A 22,765-nucleotide genomic window follows, 5' to 3' on the forward strand; every position below is an offset into this window, starting at 1 on the left:
AAGTCATATACAGCAAAACCAATTAGAGCCAAAGTAACCAGTATGAAATCATTCCCTGTCGCGATCCAATTATGTTTATGGACTTGTGTCTCTCATGTCTTATATGCACAGCTACCGCCTGTATTTGATTCAATAGACAAAGAAGATGCGCAGAAAGACGAGTTAGCGCGTGTATTTATATCACCGCAACGCGTGCTATGGAAATATGCGGGAGACGGTACCTTGGTAAGTCGCGAAGAAGAGCTATTAAAGCCCGGTAATAGCCAGACCGAACTCGGTAAAAAAAATATGTGTGAAATGGTGAGTACCGAAAATGAAACGGCATCCATCTTATTAGATTATGGGAAGGAAATACACGGTGGTTTACAGCTTGTATTGGGAGGCTCTACACGTCGCGAACCATCTTTGGTACGCATTCGCTTTGGCGAATCGGTAGGAGAGTGCAATAGTCAAACCCGAAATTACGAATGGGGTGTCGGATATGCTACGGACGACCACGCAAAACGCGATATTACGATGGAAATACCCAGAGACGGATTAATTGAAATTGGCAATACCGGATTCCGCTTTGTTCGTATCGATCTTTTACAGAAAAATACAACCATCCATGTTAAAGAGGCAAGAGCAATTTTGCGATACCGTGATATACCTTATTTAGGGTCATTTAAAAGTAATGACGACCGCCTAAATAAAATCTGGTTGACCGGGGCTTATACCGTACACCTGAACATGCAGGAATATTTGTGGGATGGTATTAAACGGGATCGTTTGATATGGCTCGGTGATATGCATCCGGAAGTATCTACCATTGCTCGAGTGTTCGGTGACAATGATGTGGTACCAAAAACACTGGATTTGGCTTGCCAACAATATCCCTTACCCCAATGGATGAACGGGATGAGCGCTTACTCTTTGTGGTACCTGATTATTCAACGCGATTGGTATAGATACAGCGGCAATATTGATTTTCTGAGGAAGCACCAAACCTATATTATGGGTTTGATTGATTTAATTGACAGTAAAGTTGATGCTAACGGTAAGGAAGAGTTGGCCGCAGAACGCTTTTTAGACTGGCCGTCGACTCCCAATAAGGAAGGGGTAGAGGCTGGATACAGAGCGCTCATCGTTTGGGCGATGCAAGATGCCATCAGATTATGTGAAATTTTAAAGCAACCGGCTGCAGCAAAGAAAGCGGAAGCTTGTTTGGTGCGCATGAATAAATATGTAAAAGATCATCACCATTTGAAGCAAGCAGCCTCCTTAATGGCAATTGCCGGGCTTATTGATCCGGAAAAAGCCTGTAATGAAGTGGTTTCAGTTGGTGGAGCTAAAGATTTCTCTACCTTCTATGGTTATTATATGTTACAGGCGCAAGCTAAAGCCGGACAATTTCAACAAGCCATCGATATCATTCGCCAATATTGGGGCGGTATGTTGGATATGGGGGCTACCACCTTTTGGGAGGATTTTAATTTGGATTGGACAAAGAATGCCACTCGTATTGACGAGGTACCGGTACCAGGTAAAAAGGATATACACGGTGATTTCGGAGCCTATTGCTATCCCGGGTTTCGGCATAGCCTGTGTCATGGTTGGGCATCCGGACCTACCGCTTGGATGAGTGAACATATACTTGGTGTGAAGATTTTGGAAGCTGGTTGTAAGGTTATTAAAATCGAGCCACATTTGGGGGATTTGCAATGGGTAGAAGGTGCTTTTCCTACACCTTATGGGCTGGTGGCAATTAGGCATAGTAAGCGGGCTAATGGGACGATCGAATCAACGGTAAAAGCACCGAAAGGCGTTAAGGTCATTAAATAAGCTATTAGCAGGACGCTTCAGGACAGTCTTTTAATCCCATTCTTTTATTTTTAACGGATATAACCAATGCATATAAATAAATGCCGGAGCTTGTCTATGTCACATAAAATCTTCTTACTCTTTGCTTTCATGACCTTAGGGCTGTATACTGCTTTTTCCCAGGAAATAGAAAAACAGGTTCAGTATCTATCCGGTACAGATAATGAACATACCGTGGAGTGGGACTTTTGGTGTTCAGGTGGACGGAAGAGTGGTAAATGGGGGAAAATCGCCGTTCCTGCTCATTGGGAACAACAGGGGTATGGGGATTATAATTATGGTAGGGATTATGTCACCTATGGAAAAAATTTTCGCTTTCATGATGAGAAAGGGGTGTATCGACATACTTTTTCAGTCAATGACCAATGGAAGGGAAAAAAAGTTTTTATTGTATTTGAAGGCGTAATGACAGATGCCGAGGTAAAAATAAATGGCCAATCTGCCGGTCCGATCCATCAGGGGGCTTTTTATCGCTTTCGGTATGATATAAGCGACAAACTCCGCTACGGAAAGGACAATCAACTAGAGGTAACGGTTAGTAAAATGTCTGCCGATCCCTCTGTTAACAACGCCGAACGGTTGGCCGACTACTGGATTCTCGGCGGAATTTTTCGTCCCGTTTATTTGGAGATTGTGCCTCCGTCTTTTATTGACTATGTGGCCATCGACGCCAAAGCCGACGGCTCCTTTCATATGCAAGCCCATATCGGGGGCGCTTCGGAAGGGCTAACACTTAAAGGGGAAATTATCGACAAAGAAAATAAAAGGGTAGGGACCCTAGATGGTGTGCTTGACGGAAAAGATTCCATTTTATCGTTTAACACCAAGGTGAGCAAGCCTGCCTTATGGACGGCCGAGACGCCTAACCGCTATACCTTGAAAGCATCACTTTATAGGGATGGTGCTTTGCTGTACGTTATGCAACAGAAATTCGGTTTTCGCACCATTGAAATACGTAAGCAGGATGGTATTTACCTGAACGGTACTAAAATAAAAATGAAAGGCGTCAACCGACATGTTTGGTGGCCCGAAACGGGACGATCCGTGAATGCCGATATTGATCTAGCGGATGTGAAGCTGATGAAGTATATGAATATGAACGCCGTCCGTTGTTCGCATTACCCTCCGGATCAGTCTTTTTTGGATATATGTGACTCGCTCGGTCTCTATGTACTTGATGAATTAGCCGGTTGGCAAAAAGCATATGCTACGCCAGTCGGCTCCAAACTGGTAAAGGAAATGGTAGTCCGCGACTTGAATCATCCTTCGATTATTTTCTGGAGTAATGGAAATGAGGGTGGACACAATTTTGATCTGGACTCCGTGTTTCATCAATATGACTTGTCTAAACGACCGGTTATTCATGCTCATCACCGGCCTGGCAACGCCTTCAACGGAATCGATTGCAATCATTATGAGGATTTTTATAGTACGCAAAACATATTAGCAGATACCAATATTTATATGCCCACTGAATTTCTCCATGCACAAGATGACGGTGGCGGCGCCGCTGGTTTAGCGGATATCTGGGAGCTGCATTGGAATGCAAAAAAAGGAGCGGGTGGTTTTCTTTGGGCATTGGTAGATGAAGGTTTGGTCCGTACTGATGAAGGTAATATCATTGATGTGAACGGCGTGAATGCCCCTGATGGTTTAGTTGGGCCCCATCGTGAGCATGAGGGCAGCGTCAACGCCATTCGAGAGATTTATTCTCCAATCAAAGTGCAGTTCGAAAAGCTTCCTGTAAACTTTGATGGTCATATCCCTTTGGAAAACCGCTTTCACTTTACCAATTTGAATCGATGTACGTTTGAGTGGCAGCTTTTAAATTTCGACACGCCTTTACAGGAAGGAGCAGGTTTTATACCGGTAGCGAGCGGAACAGGAGCCTTTCCGAATATTGCACCATTGAAAAAAGGAACTTTGCGCCTCAAATTACCTGTAAATTGGTCTGATCAGGATGCTTTGGCCCTGACCGCCTTTGATCCCGAAGGAAACGAAATTTATCGCTGGGTATATAAAGTGAAGCCGAATAGAGAGTTGGCTATTCGTCGTTTTGACGAGCCGATCGGTAAAACGGTTGAGCTGAAAGAGCAGGACAGTCTAATCGAAATGACAGCGAACGGCATAACGGTGGGAATCAATAAGCAAACAGGGCGACTGGCGCGGCTGGCCAATGCATACAGCAAAGATCTTTCATTTAAAGATGGGCCGATTTTGGTGAGTGGCGAAGCAAGGCCTGTTGCAGTGAACTATTACAGCAGCCAAGATACCGCAGTGGTGGAAGCAAGTTATGAAGGCGATCTAAAATATATCAAATGGAAAATGGATAAAACGGGATGGCTCGAAATGGACTATGCTTATGCTTTATCCGGCGACCAACAGTTTGCGGGTGTCAGCTTCTCTTATCCCGAGAATTATGTTTTAGGGGTTAAGTGGCTAGGCAAAGGGCCTTACCGCGTTTGGAAAAATCGACCGCAGGGCACTACCTATAACGTTTGGAAAAATCGGAACAACAATACGCAAACAGGGAGTTTCCCTTGGATTTTTCCCGAGTTCAAAGGCTATTATGCCGATGTCACTTGGATGGAAATGAATACGGTGGAGGGTAAATTCTATCTGTCTTTTCCGTCAGAGGACCTTTATGTGCGCTTATTTGACTTCTATGGATTGACAGGTATAAAACCACACCCCGATTTGCCTGTCGGTAATGTCTCTTTTTTAGATGCAATACCTCCGATAGGCACAAAGCTCGCACTGAATATGACTACCGATACAAAGAGGCTGGGGCCACAAAGTGAGTTGAACCACCTCGACGGAAAACTTGTCGAAAGAAAAGTCTATTTCTATTTCGGAACGCCAAAAGTAAAAGGAGAAAACAAGCAATTTGAGATGCCAAAAGTAAATGTGTTGACAGATTGATGTAGCAGCGTAGGCTGTAAGGCTTTACGCTTTAGTGAACAAGGGAACCATTTGATAAAGTAAAAATTCAAAAGTAAAAAAGCTTGTCTGTGCAATTCATCTCTCATAACTCATCACTATTTAACTATTTCCCTGCTTCCTATTAACTACTCCCTACTCAACAGCTTCTGTAACTCTTTCTTTACAGGTTTCGGAAACGATTGCGCAGATTATTTCAGATCTTAAAAAACGCCTTTTCTGTTCCTATAAGCGCTTTTTATAGGCTATTTCATTTCTTATACAGGACACTACAGGATGCAGGCATTTCATGTGCTCTTTAATATTGTATTGGCGAAGAAAGCCAAACAGGCCTTTATGCTAACCAACGAGTAAATAACTCACATTAAAAACGCAGATACACAACGAACAGGCTTACTAAAGAAGTTTTTATCGGCTTCCTAAGTAAATGCACAATTTAACCAAGTTTAATATGAACCAAGAATCAGAAAGAAACCGGACACGGAAAAAACAGGTATCCCCACTTGTAACCGAGAGAGAGATAAGGTTGCTTTTCTTTTGCCTGATGTTGTTGTTTACCTTTCCTCTGTACTTACAGGCGCAGGAAACGATAAAGGGAAAAGTAGTAAGTGCGCAGGACGGACAAGCCCTGCCAGGGGTATCAGTACTTGTGAAGGGAAAACAGGGCGGCACGAGTACCGACGCCAATGGGAACTTTGTCATCCAGGCCACAAAAAATGAAATCTTGATCTTTTCATTCGTAGGGCATAAACCGAAAGAGGTAACTATTACCGGCCCTGTTGTAAATGTCACTTTGGATCAGGATAGCCAAGGCTTAGATGAAGTAGTCGTGGTAGGATATGGACAACAGAAGCGGGGCAACATAACCGGCGCGGTGACAACAATGAATACCGAAAAGTTGACAGAACGGCCGCTTGTTCGCGTAGATCAGGCTTTAGTTGGGCAAATGGCCGGCGTGAGGGTCAAACAAACAACAGGAAATCCAGGACAAGGGCTGAGTGTACAGGTTCGTGGCGTGGGCTCTATATCTGCGGGAAACGAACCGCTGTACGTATTGGATGGATTTCCCTTATCCGGCGCTACACCTAACCAAAATGGCGGCTATTCCACTGGTAATCCACTCGACAATATCAACCCAAACGATATTGAATCCATTCAGGTGTTAAAGGATGCATCATCGGCGGCAATATACGGTTCGCGAGCAGCTAACGGGGTGGTTATTATTACCACAAAGAAAGGAAAGTCAGGAAAACCGTCCATTAACCTGAATACCTATGTGGGGTATAACGAACGAAGTAAAAAGCTCGATATGTTAAGCGGCCCGGAGTGGATTGATAGGGCTATTGAAATGATTGACTATGCCTGGGTAACCTCTGGTCCGGGTAGAACGGCCGACCAAAGCTCTGAAGAAAGAAGGCAAATACTGGGACTGACGGCGGATCAAGTGAATACAAATTATATGATTGACGACCGCTGGTTACAACCCGGCTATCCCGGACTGAACATTATCGACTGGCAAGATGAGACGTTCCGGAAGGGCTTGGTACAGAATTACCAGTTATCAGCTAGTGGTGGTACCGATGCGGTTAAATATTACGTTTCGGGTAATTACAATGGGCAGCAAGGGATGGTGAAAGAACAGGATTTTACGTCTTATGCCGCACGGGCAAACGTAGAGGTGAAAGCGAATGATAAACTTACTTTCGGAATAAACCTGACCCCCACTTATTCCATCAATAATGATCCGGGCGTCGAAGGAAAGGATAATATTTTACATCAGTTGGTGTCCTTTACGCCTGTGCAAGAAGCTAGTGCTGGCTTATACCCGAATACCGGCGATAACCCGCAATATCGTTGGAGTACTTCCGCTAATAGTCCGGTAGGAAAATTAGAGCAAACCTTGGCGGAAACTAAACGTTTTCGTACCGTTGGATCTTTGTTCGGGCAGTATGAGATTATTGATGGACTGAATTTTAAAACCACCCTTAACTTGGATCATGTGGATAATACTTTTAAACGTTATATCCCCTTTACGATTACCGGTAGTTTACCTAATAGGCAGTCGGATCTCACAAAACGTACTTCGGGAACCTATAGTACTTTTCGCAGACAAACACTGGTCAACGAAAATACATTGAATTATAATAAGATGATCGCTAACGATCATAATATTTCAGCGCTCTTGGGCTTTTCTTATAACTCCGACAAATTGGACGACGCAACGATGTCATCGCAGAATGGCTACGGAAGTAGTACCATTACAACCTTAAATTACGCTCTTGGCGTCACTGGTAGCACAAGCGAGACAAAGAATGTGTTGCTGTCCTACTTCGGCCGTTTACAATATAGCTATCAAGATAAATACTTAATGAGTGTGTCGGCAAGGCGTGATGGCTCATCCCGTTTTGGGGCGAATACCAAATGGGGGTGGTTCCCCTCGGCATCGGTGGGATGGCGCGTCTCACAGGAAAACTTTATGGAGGGAATCAAAGAAACTTTGAGCGATCTCAAGCTACGTGCCAGCTGGGGTAAATCGGGTAATTACAACATCGGCGATTATAGCAGCTTGTCGGTTCTCGGTAACTATGCGTATTCTTTGGGCGGACAGCTCGTTACGGGCTTGGCGCCGAATGGTATTGTGAACCCCGATCTGACTTGGGAAAAATCAAACACTTTTGACGTCGGGATGGACCTCGGTTTCCTTAGCAATCGTATTACGGCCACCATTGATTATTACGACCGTAAAAGTACAGGGCTGCTCTTGAATGTACCCATATCCCAGATTACCGGGTTCGCCTCTTCGTTGGACAATGCCGGAAGTGTGCGGAATAGAGGTTGGGAATTCGAAGTCAACAGCCAAAATATAACAGGTGTTGCCGATGCCTTTCAGTGGAGTACTTCCGTCAACCTAAGTCACAATAGCAATAAATTGATCTCATTACCAAATGGGCAGTCTCAAATCTTAATACCCTCGTCTTTTGATATTTCACATAGTATTCTTCGGGTGGGCGATCCAATGTACAGCATTTATGTGGTTAGGCAAGAAGGAATTCTATCGCAGGCCGACATTGACAACGGGGCGGCTTTGTACGGAAACCAAACGGCGGGCGATCCCAAATACTTTGATGCAAATGACGATGGAATCATTAATGAGAACGATCGGGTCATTGTAGGGCAGCCAAATCCGAAATATACCTGGGGTATTACCAACACTTTCCGTTATAAAGGCTTTGATCTGAGTGTGTTGGTTCAAGGGCAATGGGGAGGCGGTATTTACTCCTTATTCGGCAGGGCGGTGAATAGAACGGGTACTGGCATTGTCGATAATGTTATAGGTAGCTGGCGCGATCGCTGGCGTTCACCGGAAGATCCCGGCGCGGGTGAAGTGGGAAAGGCCACTGGCACATTCGGGCGGATTAAGAACACTGATTGGTATTACCCCTCGGATTACATCCGCGTACGAAATATTACATTAGGCTACGATCTGGGACGGGTCATTCCAAAGACTACGTTTCAAGGAGCGCGGATATTTGTTACGGCCGAAAATTTCTTTGGCCGTGATAAATACGATGGCGGCTTTAACCCGGAGGCAACCAATACCAACTTAAGCGGTAGCACCCAATTCCCGGAGGCGGGCGATTATGGCGGTTTGCCTATTCCTAAGTCATTGATTTTTGGATTGAATGTGACGTTTTAATGGCCGACTTGACGGTGACAGTGTAAAGTGATAATCATTTAGAAAATAGACAGATGATGAATAAGATTTTTTTAGTGCTCTTGGTGCTTGGACTATTAACCGGCTGCGAAAAGGAACTCGATCAACAGCCGATTTCCGACCCCACAACCGAAACTTTTTATGCAATCCCTAACGACTTTATCCAGGGAGCAAATGCAATATATGCGGCCTTACGGGAGTATCCCGATCGTCAGCTAAACTTGTCGGAAACGCGTTCGGACAACCTATATGCTGTATCAGACGGTGGCGTGCGCGATTGGGAGGGAATCAATGGCTTTCAGCGTAATTTGGCGGCGAATCCCTATGTCGCGGAGGCTTGGTTGGCCAACTACAATGGGATCAACCGGGCCAATGTGTTACTGGAGCAATTAGAGAAGAATGGAAATATAGTAACAGACGAGAACCTACGTGGCCGGTTACAGGGGGAAGCCCGTTTCTTACGTGCTTTTTTCTATTTTGATCTCTTGCGTTGGTTCGGAAGAGTGCCGCTCGTCGATCGCGTTATCACGGCTAGTGAAGCTGCGGCTGTTCCGCAAAGTGACATTGCCGCGATCTACGATTTTATTATTGCAGATCTTCAAGCGGCCATTCCTTTGCTTCCAGCGAGAAGTGAATACGCCGGTGTCGACCGAGGCCGCGCTACGAACGCTGCAGCGCAAACACTCCTGGCCTTGGTGTATATGACGCGTTCAGGCCCTAACTTAGGAGTAAACGGCACGGGCTTGGCTGGCAACGATTGGCAGGAAGCGGCGTCCCTATTAGACGAGGTTATCAACTCTGGCGAATACCAGTTTTTAGAAGGGAATAATGCCTATGCGTCCATTTTTTCATACGACAACGAAGAAAATGAGGAAGTTGTTTTCGACGTACAATATCTTACCGGACAGAACCCAGTTGCGGGGGCTACCTTTCCTTGGTTATTGGCGCCCGATACTTGGTTCAATACCAATGGGCACCCGAATCAAGGAGGGCTGACCATCAGGCCTGTTTCAAACGATTTGCTGAATTCTTATGAGCCCGAAGATATTCGAAAAAGTTTTTCTATCCAGACGGGTTATGTGTTTAATGGGGCAGCGGAACATCGTTCGTTCTTTAAAAAATACATTGACTTGTCCCGCGTTCCGAATAATCGCGTGGATTGGCCTATCAATTTTATCGTATGGCGTTTCACCGATGTGTTGATGTTGCGCGCAGAGTGCACCCTACATGGTGCGTCTGGCTCTCAGCAAGAAGTGGATCAGGTGGTTAATCGTGTACGCGCGCGTGCCGGTTTAGCGCCCACCAGTCAAGTCGATCTCGCCGGTTTAATGGAGGAAAGAAGAAAGGAATTCGCTGCAGAAGGGTCAAGGTGGCACGACTTAATAAGAAGCGGCTTGGTAGAGTCGGTAATGACGAGTTGGATAGAAAATGAAGATGTGCAGTCACGCATTGATCCCTTCCAGTTGAATTATACACTTTATCCCATCCCACAGGCTGAGTTAGACGCAAAACCAGGCGTATATACGCAGAATGGGGGGTATTAAGGTGTAAGGTAAAGGCTTAAGGTGTAAGGAGTAATAGAATTTCAGCTATGAGCTGCGGGTTGCGAGACTTTTGTTAAAATTAGTGGCAGAGGCAGTAGCACAAGCTAACCTTACACCCTAAAGCTTATCGCTTACAGCCTGTTTGAACTGAAAGCTAATGGCTAAAAACTAACATATGAAACAGCTTTTATTGATTTTCTTTTCTTTGCTGCAGGTAGCGATCCTTCCTGCGCAGCCACTGCTCGAAACCGGTGGAAAGAAAATGCCGGATGAATGGATTGACGATGTAACGCATCACCGGGTGATACGTTTAGTGCGGAGGCCCGGTATTAATCTTAGCTTCTATTTTCATAACAATCCCTTTGTAGGAAATGAGATGGTCTTTTATGGAAGTAATGAGCAGCAGAAAGAAAGTTATGCCGGCGAACTAAAGAATAAAGCGCAGGAAATCTATAACCTCAATGTAAAAGATAAGCAGCTTTACGCAGTTAATTTAGAAAACTTGAAAGTTCGTCAGTTAACGCAAGAATCCGGAAAAATCCAAGGCGAAATCGTGCATCCAAAGACCGGAAAAGTTTATTATCAGTGCCAAGATAGCGTGTTTAGCGTTGAAGTGAAAACAGGTAAAAAGGAATTGATTTTTGTTTTTCCCGTTGATTTTAAAGCGTCCATTACTACTATTAACGCAGATGCTACGTTGTTGGGTGGCGCTTACGCCACAGAGAAAGAGAAGGAAATTTCGAAGCAATATCCAGAGAAGAGCCAGTATTTCAATCGCATTTACGAAGCGAGATTACCGAGAACATTATTTACCATCGACATCAAAACGAGGCAATTGCAAAAGGTGTTTACCGATAGTGCTTGGTTGAATCACGTTCAATTTTCTCCGACAGACCCAAATTTATTAATGTTCTGTCACGAAGGGCCGTGGCATAAGGTCGATCGGATATGGACGATTAACGTCAAAACAAAAGAAACCCCCACGCTTATTCATAAACGCAGCATGGATATGGAAATTGCGGGGCACGAATGGTTCAGTAAAGACGGTAAATATATATGGTACGACCTCCAATTGCCCCGTGGACAGACATTCTTCGTTAGCGGGACCGACCTGCAAACCGGAAAAGAGATAAAATATCAACTAGAGCGGAATGAATGGTCTGTCCATTACACCTCGTCCCGAAATAATGAAACTTTTGCCGGAGACGGTGGAGAACCGTCGGCTGTTGCGAAAGCGCCGGACGGCAAGTATATCTATCTATTCAAGCCAAAGGGCGATCGCTTCGAAGCGGAAAAATTGGTTAATATGAAACACCATAATTATAAGTTGGAACCGAATGTACATTATTCTCCAGACGGGAAATGGATTATCTTTAGGGCCAATTTTGAGGGTTTCGAGGGCGTATACGCTGTGGAAATAAAAAAAGAAGGAAATGACGGCGGTTAGTAGAAAGAAATTTATTCATTCGGTAGCGATGTCCTTGGTAGCGCTACGCTTTCAAGGATCTCAGGGATTTTGCGCATCGCTAGAAAATGGTATTCAAGAATCTGATTTTTGCAAAAAGTTGGTGCCCATTGGCAGGGCCTTGGAACTGCCCGGTTACTATGTCTGGTGCAATTGCCCTATTGCAGGTGCAGATGGGAAAATACACGTCTTCTTTTCGCGATGGAAGGCGGACTTAGGTATGAGTGGATGGATTAAAGGCTCGGAAATTGCACATGCAGTGGCGGAGGCGCCAGATAAGCCTTTTGAGGTATTGGGGACGGTGATAGCTCCGCGCGGGACTGGCTTTTGGGACGGCACAACCTGCCACAATCCCTTGATCAAAAAGATAGGCGACACCTATTGCCTCTTCTATATGGGAAATTCAAACGGAAAAACGAACACCAAACGTATTGGTTTGGCTACGGCATCTTCTCTTCAGGGTCCGTGGACACGTACCGACGAACCCATTCTCCTGCCCGGAACTGAGGGTGCCTGGGATGATCATTGTACCACCAATCCGGCTTGGGTGAGCGGAAAGGATGGCAGAAATTGGATTTACTATAAATCGTGGAATACGCGCGACTATGAGACGACAACAGGGCCAATCCGAGGTAACCGAAAATATGGAGTGGCATTCGCCGATACGCCAGCAGGTCCCTATGAGAAATATGAACATAACCCGGTAATTGATTTTTCTGACAGGGGTGCTAATCGGCAATTCGAAGACGCTTTTGTCTGGCGTGAGGGAGATCGGTTCAAAATGATCGCACGCGATATGGGCGTTTTCAATCATGAGGTAGGACTTATCATGGACTCGGCCGACGGACTGCATTGGTCAGAACCGCAAATTGCTTTTCATCCACTTAGCTATTACGTGCAAGAAGGGCCAGCTCCCTCACACCTGAAAAGGTATGGACGTTTAGAGCGCCCGATGCTTTTGCTCGAACATGATGAGCCTGCATGGCTTTTTGGAGCCTCGCAAGGCGGAAAGTATCAGACATCCAGTGCTTTTATTTTTAAATGCGAGAGATGAAAACAACAGGTTTTTTATGGTGAAAATTACTGTAACCTGTAAGCCCACGGTGCATTCAACTATAACAAGATCTCAGGTTAGCGAAATTCAATGCGTTCTACTAAACGATTAATCAATGTATAACAAGCGACACACCTCGTATTTTTTTCTTAAAAACGTTTCGTTTTTAAAGGCGATTCCCTGCCTTTTTATGTTACTATGGCACGTTCAAGGCTATTCACAACAAGGGGCATGGACCTCCACTAGCCAGCCCGAGCAGGAGATGAAAGTGCTTAAGCTTCAAATCAAGGCGCCGACGTTTCCGAAAAGGGATTTCCTGATCACTGATTTTGGTGCAGTGGGTGACGGACAGACAAAAAATACCGAAGCCTTCAAAAAAGCGATTGAGGCTTGTCATAAAAGTGGCGGCGGACGGGTTGTCGTTCCTTATGGAAAATTTCTTACAGGGGGTATCTATCTAAAAAGTAATGTAAATCTCCATCTGGCTGACAGCGCTACCATTTTGTTTAGCCGCGACAGCTCGGATTACCCCATTGTTTTTACGCGTTGGGAGGGTATGGAATGCATGAACTACGCCGCTTTTATATACGCCTATGGCGAGGAGAATATTGCCATTACCGGTAACGGGATACTGGATGGAAATGCTAATAACGACTATTGGTGGTGGTGGTGCGGAGCTAAAAAATACGGATGGCGGGAAGAGCTTGGTAAGCAAACCCCGGCGCGCAATGCCTTGCATGAAATGATGCATGAAGAAGTTGATCCGAAAAAGCGAATCTTCGGCGATAAACATTATTTACGGCCTAATTTTGTGCAACCTTACCATTGTAAGAATGTGTGGATTGCGGATGTGAAGCTAATCAATTCGCCGATGTGGAATCTTAATCCGGTACTATGTGAAAATGTATTGATCGAAAAGGTAAAAGTCATTAGTCATGGCCCCAATAACGACGGTTGTGATCCCGAGGCCTGTAAAAATGTATGGATTCGCGATTGTTATTTTGATACCGGGGATGATTGCATTGCCATCAAATCCGGGAGAGACGAAGATGGTCGCAATATCGGTCGCCCGGCCGAAAATCATATTATCGAAAATTGCGTTATGAAAGATGGTCATGGCGGCGTGGTAATTGGCAGCGAAATAGCGGGAGGAGCAAGAAATATTTATGCCGTTAACTGCGAGATGGATAGCCCTAACCTGGATCGCGTATTGCGGATAAAGACGAGTTCAAGTCGTGGAGGGATCATCGAAAATGTCTTTATGAAAAATGTAAAGGTAGGTACGTTCAAAGAGGCTGCGGTTAAGTGTAATATGTTTTATGAGAAGCCGGGCAATCACATTCCTACCATTCGAAATATCTGGGTGGAAAACCTAAAGGTGGAAAAGGGAGGACAATATGCTTTAATGGTCGCGGCTTATAAAGAATCACCAGTGACAAATCTGCGAATGATTAATTGCGACATAAACGGAATTAAAGAGCCCTTTAAAATCGATCATGTTAAGAATCTCGTATTTGATGACGTGAAGATCAACGGAAAGGTGATGGAGGCTCCAAAAGGAGGTGAATAGTTATTGGTTGTTGGTTTAGCGTGTAGGCGGCCATATATAGAATTAGTGTTTGAATTTTTATTTGATATTTTGTTGTTTGTTAACACATATGGAATAGTCGAAGGAATTAACTTTCATATAAATAAAGATCGGCCTCAAAAGGTTCGGGTGGCAAAAGCTAAGTAATGGTAGATACATTCAAAGAACGTTTTAAGCCGAGAGCTTTCTTTGTTACTTTCTTTCGCGGAGAAAGAAAGTAAATAATTAGTTATGATTAAAAAAATACATTTGCTGTTCTTAGTGACCGCGATAAGCCTAAGCTTATCAAGCAATTTATCTTACGCGCAACGAAATGAAAATAAGCACCTATGGCATGGCATAGAGCGAGCTATACATTATAAACCCGAAGGGGAAGATTTTGTCCTTGTGCAGGGAAAGCGGCGATTTAATCGCGCACTATATGGCACCAATACCGCTTTTCGCGTGGAAGCCGGCGACTTGCCTGAATTTGCTCTATACTTACCCGGCATGGGGGGCAATTTACAGTTTGTACTGACAGATGGAACGAACTATAAAAGGCTTATTGATGCTGATCATATCGAAACACGCTATCGTCCGGGAACAATGATTTACCGGATTAAAGACGTTCTGTTGGGCGATGGGGAGTTGACGGTACAAATTTTGGCCCAAGCAGAAAGCGAAGGTTTGATTCTTCGTGTGAAAGGAAAAAATATAACCCGTTCAACCAAACTATGGGCTGTCTATGGAGGAGCTAGTGGGCAAAATTTTAGTCGTGCCGGTGATATCGGAGCCGATCCGGAGTCGAGCTTTTATTTATTGCCCGAAAACTGCGTAACGAATGTTTTTAATGTGCACGGCAGAACATTCCATTTGAGTTTTTTAAACAAGAAGGAACAAAAGCAGGAATTATTTGGTGCTTTTTCCGGCAAACCTTCCTTGAAAGTGTTGGATGCAGGTAAGTTGAATGAGTTGCCGGGATTATGGACGAGTTCGCCCAGTGATAGCCCGCTGCTCAGCGCAAAGTATGTGCTAAAAGATCAACCTCTTATTTATATTTCAATCCAAAGAGAGAAAAATCAGACGCCATTGGAAGTAATTTTTCAGCGAGCGGAAGAAAGACGGAAAAGCTTAACGGAGCGCGTGAAGCTCAGAACTCCCGACCCTTATATCAATACCTTGGGTGGCGCTTTGGCAATCGCAGCAGATGCTATCTGGGAATCGCCGACATATCTACACGGTGCCGTGGCTTGGCGCATGCGTCTAAATGCCTGGAGAGGGGCTTATGTGGCCAATCCCCTTGGATGGCATGATCGAGCTAAGTTGCATTTTACCGCTTACCTTGGCTCGCAGGTGTTGGAGCCAGCGACAGGGCCTGTGGTACCGGATACCTCACGACATTTGGCAAGGCAGCTCGAGAAGATGGGAACGGCTGTGTTTTCCAGTGGATATATTTCAAGAAATCCAAACGATAATACAAAGCCGCATCACTATGATATGAACCTGGTGTTTTTTGATCAGTTGTATAGTCATTTCCAATACACGGGCGATACCGCCTTTGTAAAAGAAAGCTGGCCTGCTGTTAAAAGACATCTAGCGTGGGAAAAAAGGAATTTTGATCAAGATGGCGACGGACTGTACGACGCTTATTGCGCTATTTGGGCCAGTGATGCCTTGCAATATAGCGGAGGTGGTGTAACCCATACCTCTGCTTATAATTATCGAGGCTTTGATATGGCGGCGCAGCTCGCAACCATTGTTGGTGAAGATCCAAGGCCTTATAAGCAGGAGGCAATCAAAATCAAGGAAGCGGTAAATCAGCACTTGTGGATGAATGACAAAGGCTGGTATGCCGAGTATAAGGATCTTCTGGGTGAGGGACTAAGACATGAGCAACCGGGTCTGTGGACGATCTATCATGCGCTCGATACGCGGATTGCTACGCCATTTCAGAAATATCAGGGCTTGAATTATATCGATCAGCATATTCCGCATATCCCTGTGCGGGCACAGGGCTTGCCCGAGCAGGGACTTTATACGTTGTCTACCACCAATTGGCAACCCTATACTTGGTCGATCAACAATGTGGCACTCGCCGAAAATCTCCAAACAGCACTTGCTTATTGGCAGGGCGGCAAACCGGAAGAGGCCTTCCAGCTTTGGAAGAGCAACCTGGTAGAAAGCATGTACCTAGGTGCCAGTCCGGGCAATTTTCAGCAATTGTCTTTCTACGACGCGCAAAGGGGAGAGCTATACCGCGATTTTGCTGATCCGATCGGCATCGCGGCACGAACATTGACGGAGGGCCTATTCGGCATTTTACCCGATGCATTAGCTGATACATTAACCATACGGCCCGGCTTACCCTCCGCTTGGGACAAAGCAAATTTGGATATTCCTGATGTGAGCTTTTCATTTGAGCGCTCTGGATGGCTTGACCACTACGAGATTACCCCAAGATTTCCAAGAAATATGCATCTTAAGCTGTTATTGCGCGCGAGGAAAGCAGCAGTGCGCCATGTAAAGGTGAATGGAAAGGAACTTACTTGGAATTGGGTGGAAGAATCACTCGAGCGACCGACACTTCAGGTATTGGTGCCGAAGGCGGCAAGCTACCAAATCGAAATTGAATGGGCTGATAAAGAGATTGTTGAACTAAGCTATCAAGACAGCGTCGCTTTAGGCGAAGAACTAAATTTGCATATCTCCGAAGCGCAGATTGTGGATGTATATGATCCTCAACAGGTGTTGGCGGATTTTTCAAATGAGAAAGGAACGTTTTCATTGAGACGGATCGGTAAGTCGATGTTCTTTGTAAAGCTTAGGCAAGAGAATGCACAGTGGTGGGTGCCCGTGAATGTGCGTATTAAAGATGCCTATCGCCGTAAGAGTCCTCCGGAAAAAGTAGACAAGGCAAAGGGTAGATTCGAGATGTTAAATCTGAGCAAAGAATTCAATGGAAAAGTAACGGAGCTGTTTAAACAACGTTACCTGAGCCCGCGACCGGGCGCGCCAACCTTACAACTCCCTTGGCAGGGTGTCGGTAACTGGTGCTATCCATTGATTGAGCCCGTTTTAGATGATCAGGGAATTAAACGGCTGGCGAAGGCGCAAGGTCATATACTGTTGCCGAATGACGTACCTATAAAGGTGTCGGCTGATGGGAATGACATCATGCTTACGTCGCAATGGGATAACTATCCAACAAAGAAAACCTTTGCATTATCTGGCAAAGCGTCACACGTGTATTTTTTGGTGGCAGGAACAACCAATCCCATGCAAAGTCAATTTACCAATGGAATGTTGACTATTGTTTACGCTGATGGAACAAAGGAAGAGCTGGAATTGCGAAATCCAGACAATTGGTGGCCAATAGAACAGGATTATGAGGACGATGGTTATGCTTTTTCCTTACCGAAGGATAAACCCTATCGGCTCCATTTGAAAACCGGCCGGGTCGTGCGTGGTGGAGAAGGAAGCTATTATGAAATCAAAGGATTTACAAAGCGGGCGATAGACGGAGGTGCTGCCACACTATTAGAGCTCCCGCTCGATCCAACAAAGGAACTGAAGACACTTGAATTGCGAACGATAGCCAATGATGTGGTAATAGGCCTGATGGGAATGACATTGGAGGTGGTTGAGTAGTCTAGTGATGAGTTATAGAGGATGCCTGCCGGAAGGTAGGTAAGTAGCAAGACATAAGACAGTAGAAAGAGATCATGAAGTGACGCTTGTCCTGATACTTTTGTATTGATACCTAAAAACTAACAACAAACAACCAAAATGAAGAAACACTATCTATGGATGTTGATTTGTAGCTTGATTGCGATTACATCCTGTAATCAACGGCAGGAAAAGGAGAACGGTTCCATTGATCGGAAAGCTGTTGTAAGCCGACATAATGTTGTTAATGAATTCATTGATTCGTTGAGCTCCTTAACGGTCGGCAATGGCGAATTTGCTTTTACGGTCGATGTAACGGGTTTGCAGACTTTTCCCTTATTATACGAAAAGGGGGTGGCCTTGGGAACACAATCGGAATGGGCTTGGGATAGCTTTAAAAATGAAAAAAACTTCCGCTTTGAGGAAACATTGAAAAGCTACGATTTTAACAACGAAGGGAGAGACGCTAAATACAGTGTGCAGTGGAAAGAGCCTCAACGAAATAAAGAAGCCACTGATTGGTTCCGCGAGAATGCACATCGACTTCAACTGGGAAACATCGGCTTTGAGTTATATAAAAAAGATGGCCAGCGAGCCCAAGCGAAGGATTTAACTAATATTCGTCAGGAACTGAATTTATGGACAGGCCAAATCCACAGTTCCTTCCAAGTGGAAGGCGAGCCGGTTGAAGTGTATACTACCGCACATCAACAGCAAGATCAAATAGCGGTTAAAGTGCAGTCTCCCCTAATTAAAGAGGGCCGTCTAAATATCTATATTCGTTATCCCTATCCAACAGCAAAATTTTTGGATGAAGGTACTAATTGGAAAGATCCTGAACGTCACCAAACTAAAATTGAGGAGAACAACGCACGTTTTTCCAGTATTAGTCACCAGCTCCAAGGAACGCGCTATGAAACAAGTCTCGCCTTTACCGAAGGTAAACTTAACAAAGGTGAAGAAGACCATTATTTCGTTTTTCAACCAGCGAGAAACAGTAATCAAATGGAGTTCAGCGCTGCTTTTTCTCCAAAAAAAGCGGAGGAAGGGAGCGTGCCTTTATATAACGAGACCTTAGCCAGCAGCACAAAAGCTTGGGCCGAGTTTTGGAACAGGGGGGCAGCTATCGACTTTGCCGGTAGTAAAGATCCACGGGCCAACGAACTGGAGCGACGCGTGGTGCTGTCGCAATACTTAACGAAGGTACAGTGTGCGGGGCATTATCCACCACAAGAAACGGGGCTTACCTTTAATAGCTGGTTCGGTAAGCCACATACCGAGATGCATTGGTGGCATGCGGTGCATTTTGCACTTTGGGGACGCGTCGATTTAATGGAAAAGAGTTTACGGTATTATGCGAATACGGTAGAAAAAGCAAGAGGAATTGCGAAACGTCAGGGATATGAGGGGGTAAGGTGGCAAAAAATGTCAGATAATGAAGGCAATGAAAGTCCTTCTTCCGTGGCCGCTTTCCTTATTTGGCAACAGCCGCATTTTATCTATTTAGCGGAACTGGCTTATCGGGATAAGGAAGATCCCAAAGTCATCGAGAAATATAAAGAGCTGGTTTTTGCAACGGCCGACTTTATGGCTTCGTTTCCGACTTACGATAAAGCCAAAGACCGTTATAATCTAGGTAAAGGCGTAATCCCGGCACAAGAGGTGTTTAAAGCAGCTGAGACTTTTAACCCAACTTATGAGGTGGCCTATTGGGATTGGGCCTTACGCATCGCACAGCAATGGCGTAAGCGCGCAGGCATGGAGCCCGATAAAAAATGGGATGAGGTGATTCAGAAATTGGCAGCCCTACCGGTTCAAGGAGGTGTTTATCTGGCAACCGAAAGTGCAACAGACTCTTATACCAACCCGAAGTGGCGTACCGATCACCCCGCTGTATTAGGTGCATTAGGCATGGTTCCCGAATCGCCTAAGTTAGATAAAGAGATTATGAAGAGTACCTTGGATACCGTTTGGAAAACCTGGTCGTGGGCCGATACCTGGGGATGGGATTTCCCCATGACCGCTATGAATGCTGCCCGTCTAGGCTTGCCTGAAAAGGCACTCGATGCACTCTTTATGGATATACAAACAAACACCTATCTTAAAAACGGGCATAACTATCAGGACGATAGATTACGCATCTATCTGCCGGGCAACGGAGGGGTACTAACGGTGGTGGCCATGATGGCCGGTGGATGGGACGGAAGTGAAGGTGAGCTTCCCGGATTTCCAAAAGACGGCTCTTGGCAGGTGAAAACGGAAGGCTTTAAGAAAATGCCTTAGTTGTTAGGTGTAGGGTATACTAAATTTGCTTTGTAATTTGACCCTTGTTGGCAGGAAAACGGCCTTGGAGAATACGGCCCCAGAGAAGAATAACAGGATACCACAGGTTGCCAATGTCGCTTGAATGATGTATTATAGTAAAATATTAGACTAACTAAAAAACCTATGCATCCTTTTCAGCTGCATTTTTCTTATTACGCTATCTGTATGTGGTGGCAGATAGCCCTTTATATAATCAAAAAGATAAGGAGTTAAAAACTAATGGATTTACTAAGAGTTAACTCATTTGCAAGTGTATTGCTATTTTTACTATTAGCAATGAAGCCCACGGATCAAAAACCTGCTTTATACATCATTGGTGATTCGACCGTAAAAAACGGTAAAGGAGATGGTAGTAACGGCCAGTGGGGGTGGGGAAGTCTGTTACCAACTTGTGTCGACACAGCGAAGTTGACTATAAAGAATTATGCGCTAGGCGGGACGAGCACGCGGACTTTTTTGACAAAGGGTCTATGGGCCAAGGTATTGGCGCAGTTAAAGAACGGCGATTGTCTTCTCATGCAATTTGGACATAATGATGGCAGCCCGTTAGATGATACGGCCAGGGCACGCGGAACGCTGAAGGGTATAGGCGATGAAGAGCGCGAAATTTTTAATCCAATCACTAAGCAACAAGAACGCGTATACACCTATGGATGGTATTTGTCTACATTTATTAGAGAGGCTAAAGCAAGGGGCGTACAGGTAATTGTGTGCTCACCTATACCTCGCAATAAATGGGAGGGTAACAAGATAGCACGCGATACAGATGGGTACCCGAAATGGGCAAAAGAGGTGGCCGCTCGTGAACAGGTAGCTTTTATTCCACTGCATGATTTGGTTGCTGATTATTATGATCAAATAGGAAGGGAACAGGTGAATAACTTTTTTCCGGACGATCATACGCACACCGATCTGAAAGGCGCACAAAAGAATGTAGAGCTGCTTGCAAAGGCAATGAAAAAGCTGCCTCAATTGCGCTTGAAAAAAGTTATCAAGCTTTAGCTGCGCATACAAGAATATAAAACGAAAATAAACCGATATCTGATTATTGAAAGCTAATAACTAATCAATGATGAAAAATAAACTAAAAGATAGAAATCTGTGGAAAACGCTGATAGCATTTTGCTGCATGTTGGCAATAGGCCTGCCAGGTTACGGACAGAAGCTGCCCAAAAAAGAAGAAATATTGCAACAGCTTCGCTTAGCCAATAATTATTTTATGGAAAAATGGCCTGATGCAGGGAAGACGATCATTACCAATAAAGAACGTCCGGCGAATATCTGGACAAGGGCCGTATATTATGAGGGATTAATGGCATTGCATACGATCGATTCCGATCAGCGTTACCATGACTATGCGACTCAATGGGGCGAAAAGCACCAATGGGCGCCCGCCCGCGACTTGTTTACGCGCAATGCGGATAATCAATGCTGCGGTCAAACGTATATCGATCTGTATCGCCTTGACAAACAACCCGTACAGATTAAAGCGATTAAAGATAATATCGACGCGATGGTAAATAGCGATGAGGTGAACGATTGGGACTGGATCGACGCCATACAAATGGCGATGCCGGTGTTTGCTAAATTGGGCGTAACCTATAATGATCCGAAGTACTTCGATAAAATGTATGCCCTTTATGCACATACGAAATATAAGGAAGGGGGGAATGGCCTCTATAACCCGGAAGATAAATTGTGGTGGAGGGACAAAGATTTCGTACCTCCTTACAAAGAACCTAATGGAGAGGATTGCTACTGGTCGCGCGGCAACGGCTGGGTGGTGGCTGCGCTCGTACGGGTCTTGGACGAGCTGCCTAAAACGGATCCACATTATCAAGAATACCTGACCGACTTAACGAATATGTTAAGCGCTTTGGCCCCTTTACAAAGAAAAGACGGCTTCTGGAATGTAAGCTTGCATGACCCTACGCACTTCGGAGGGAAGGAGGCGACTGGAACAGCCTTGTTTACCTATGGGATGGCCTGGGCAATCAATAAGGGCTTAGTGGATAAAAAGGTATACTTGCCTGTCGTAAGCAGGGCCTGGAAAGCACTGTCAACTGAATCCTTGCACAAAAACGGTTTCCTCGGTTATGTACAAGGCACCGGCAAGGAGCCCAAGGATGGGCAACCGGTTACTTATACAAGTAAGCCCGACTTCGAAGATTACGGCTTGGGCTGTTTCCTGTTGGCTGGAACGGAATTGTATAAGTTATTAGCGAACGGCCTTTAGGTATAAGGTGATAGGGTTTGAGACGTAGTAAATAGGGAAATAGTTAATGGGGTGTAGTAGTTGAGCAGGTGTATGATTGTCTGAGTGATGAATTTTGTGTTGATAGTGGGAGTTGCGCAGGCAATGGCAGGAACAGGGCACGGACGTCATACTGAGCGTCGCATAGCAGAGCCGAAGTATCTGTACCGGAATTATAAGTGATGAACAATAAACGATGAATGTGTGTTGAGTAATGCCTGCGATGGTCAGGAAAGCATCTGGCCTAGCCTTATACACAAAGCTTATAACCAAACGCATATAGCTTATAGCAAGAAATAATATCGTTAGTTTGAACTCTGAAGGATAAATACAAGAAATGAGAATAGATCGTGAAATATATCTTTGGATAAAAAG

At 44.9% G+C, this 22,765-nt stretch carries 11 protein-coding genes; all 11 read left to right on the forward strand.

Annotated features, from left to right (window positions below):
- Positions 1-42 precede the first annotated feature (42 nt).
- The 11 genes from EPX21_RS02345 (at position 43) to EPX21_RS02395 (ending at position 22,372) form a co-directional block, all read left to right on the forward strand.
- Positions 43-1,821 (forward strand): alpha-L-rhamnosidase C-terminal domain-containing protein, encoded by a 1,779-nt coding sequence (locus tag EPX21_RS02345; protein WP_134088074.1) that lies wholly within the window; start codon positions 43-45, stop codon positions 1,819-1,821.
- Positions 1,822-1,917: 96 nt separating this feature from the next.
- Positions 1,918-4,782, forward strand: coding sequence for a glycoside hydrolase family 2 TIM barrel-domain containing protein (locus EPX21_RS02350; protein ID WP_240768486.1), 2,865 nt, complete (start codon positions 1,918-1,920; stop codon positions 4,780-4,782).
- A 469-nt stretch (positions 4,783-5,251) separates the two neighbouring features.
- Positions 5,252-8,497: a TonB-dependent receptor gene (locus EPX21_RS02355; RefSeq protein ID WP_134088075.1), complete on the forward strand. Its 3,246-nt coding sequence runs from the start codon at positions 5,252-5,254 to the stop codon at positions 8,495-8,497.
- Between the two features lie 53 nt (positions 8,498-8,550).
- Positions 8,551-10,059 (forward strand): RagB/SusD family nutrient uptake outer membrane protein, encoded by a 1,509-nt coding sequence (locus tag EPX21_RS02360; RefSeq protein WP_240768487.1) that lies wholly within the window; start codon positions 8,551-8,553, stop codon positions 10,057-10,059.
- 175 nt (positions 10,060-10,234) lie between these two features.
- A complete protein-coding gene (locus tag EPX21_RS02365) occupies positions 10,235-11,506 on the forward strand; it encodes an oligogalacturonate lyase family protein (RefSeq protein ID WP_134088076.1) in 1,272 nt (423 codons plus the stop codon).
- On the forward strand, positions 11,493-12,578 hold the full coding sequence (locus EPX21_RS02370) for a glycoside hydrolase family protein (RefSeq protein ID WP_134088077.1): 1,086 nt from the start codon (positions 11,493-11,495) through the stop codon (positions 12,576-12,578). Before EPX21_RS02365 ends, EPX21_RS02370 begins: the two co-directional genes overlap by 14 nt.
- Before the next feature lie 115 nt (positions 12,579-12,693).
- Entirely contained in the window at positions 12,694-14,148 is a 1,455-nt protein-coding gene (locus EPX21_RS02375; RefSeq protein ID WP_134088078.1) for a glycoside hydrolase family 28 protein, read from the forward strand.
- A gap of 249 nt (positions 14,149-14,397) precedes the next feature.
- Positions 14,398-17,793, forward strand: a complete 3,396-nt coding sequence (locus tag EPX21_RS02380) for a DUF4450 domain-containing protein (protein WP_134088079.1) — start codon at positions 14,398-14,400, stop codon at positions 17,791-17,793.
- A 138-nt stretch (positions 17,794-17,931) separates the two neighbouring features.
- On the forward strand, positions 17,932-20,094 hold the full coding sequence (locus EPX21_RS02385) for a hypothetical protein (RefSeq protein ID WP_134088080.1): 2,163 nt from the start codon (positions 17,932-17,934) through the stop codon (positions 20,092-20,094).
- Positions 20,095-20,355: 261 nt separating this feature from the next.
- Complete coding sequence (locus tag EPX21_RS02390; RefSeq protein ID WP_134088081.1) at positions 20,356-21,138, forward strand: rhamnogalacturonan acetylesterase; 783 nt, start codon at positions 20,356-20,358, stop codon at positions 21,136-21,138.
- 67 nt (positions 21,139-21,205) lie between these two features.
- Entirely contained in the window at positions 21,206-22,372 is a 1,167-nt protein-coding gene (locus tag EPX21_RS02395; protein ID WP_134088082.1) for a glycoside hydrolase family 88 protein, read from the forward strand.
- Positions 22,373-22,765 lie beyond the last annotated feature (393 nt).

The organism is Olivibacter sp. XZL3 (assembly GCF_004368405.1).
In the GTDB taxonomy this organism is placed as follows: Bacteria; Bacteroidota; Bacteroidia; order Sphingobacteriales; family Sphingobacteriaceae; genus Olivibacter.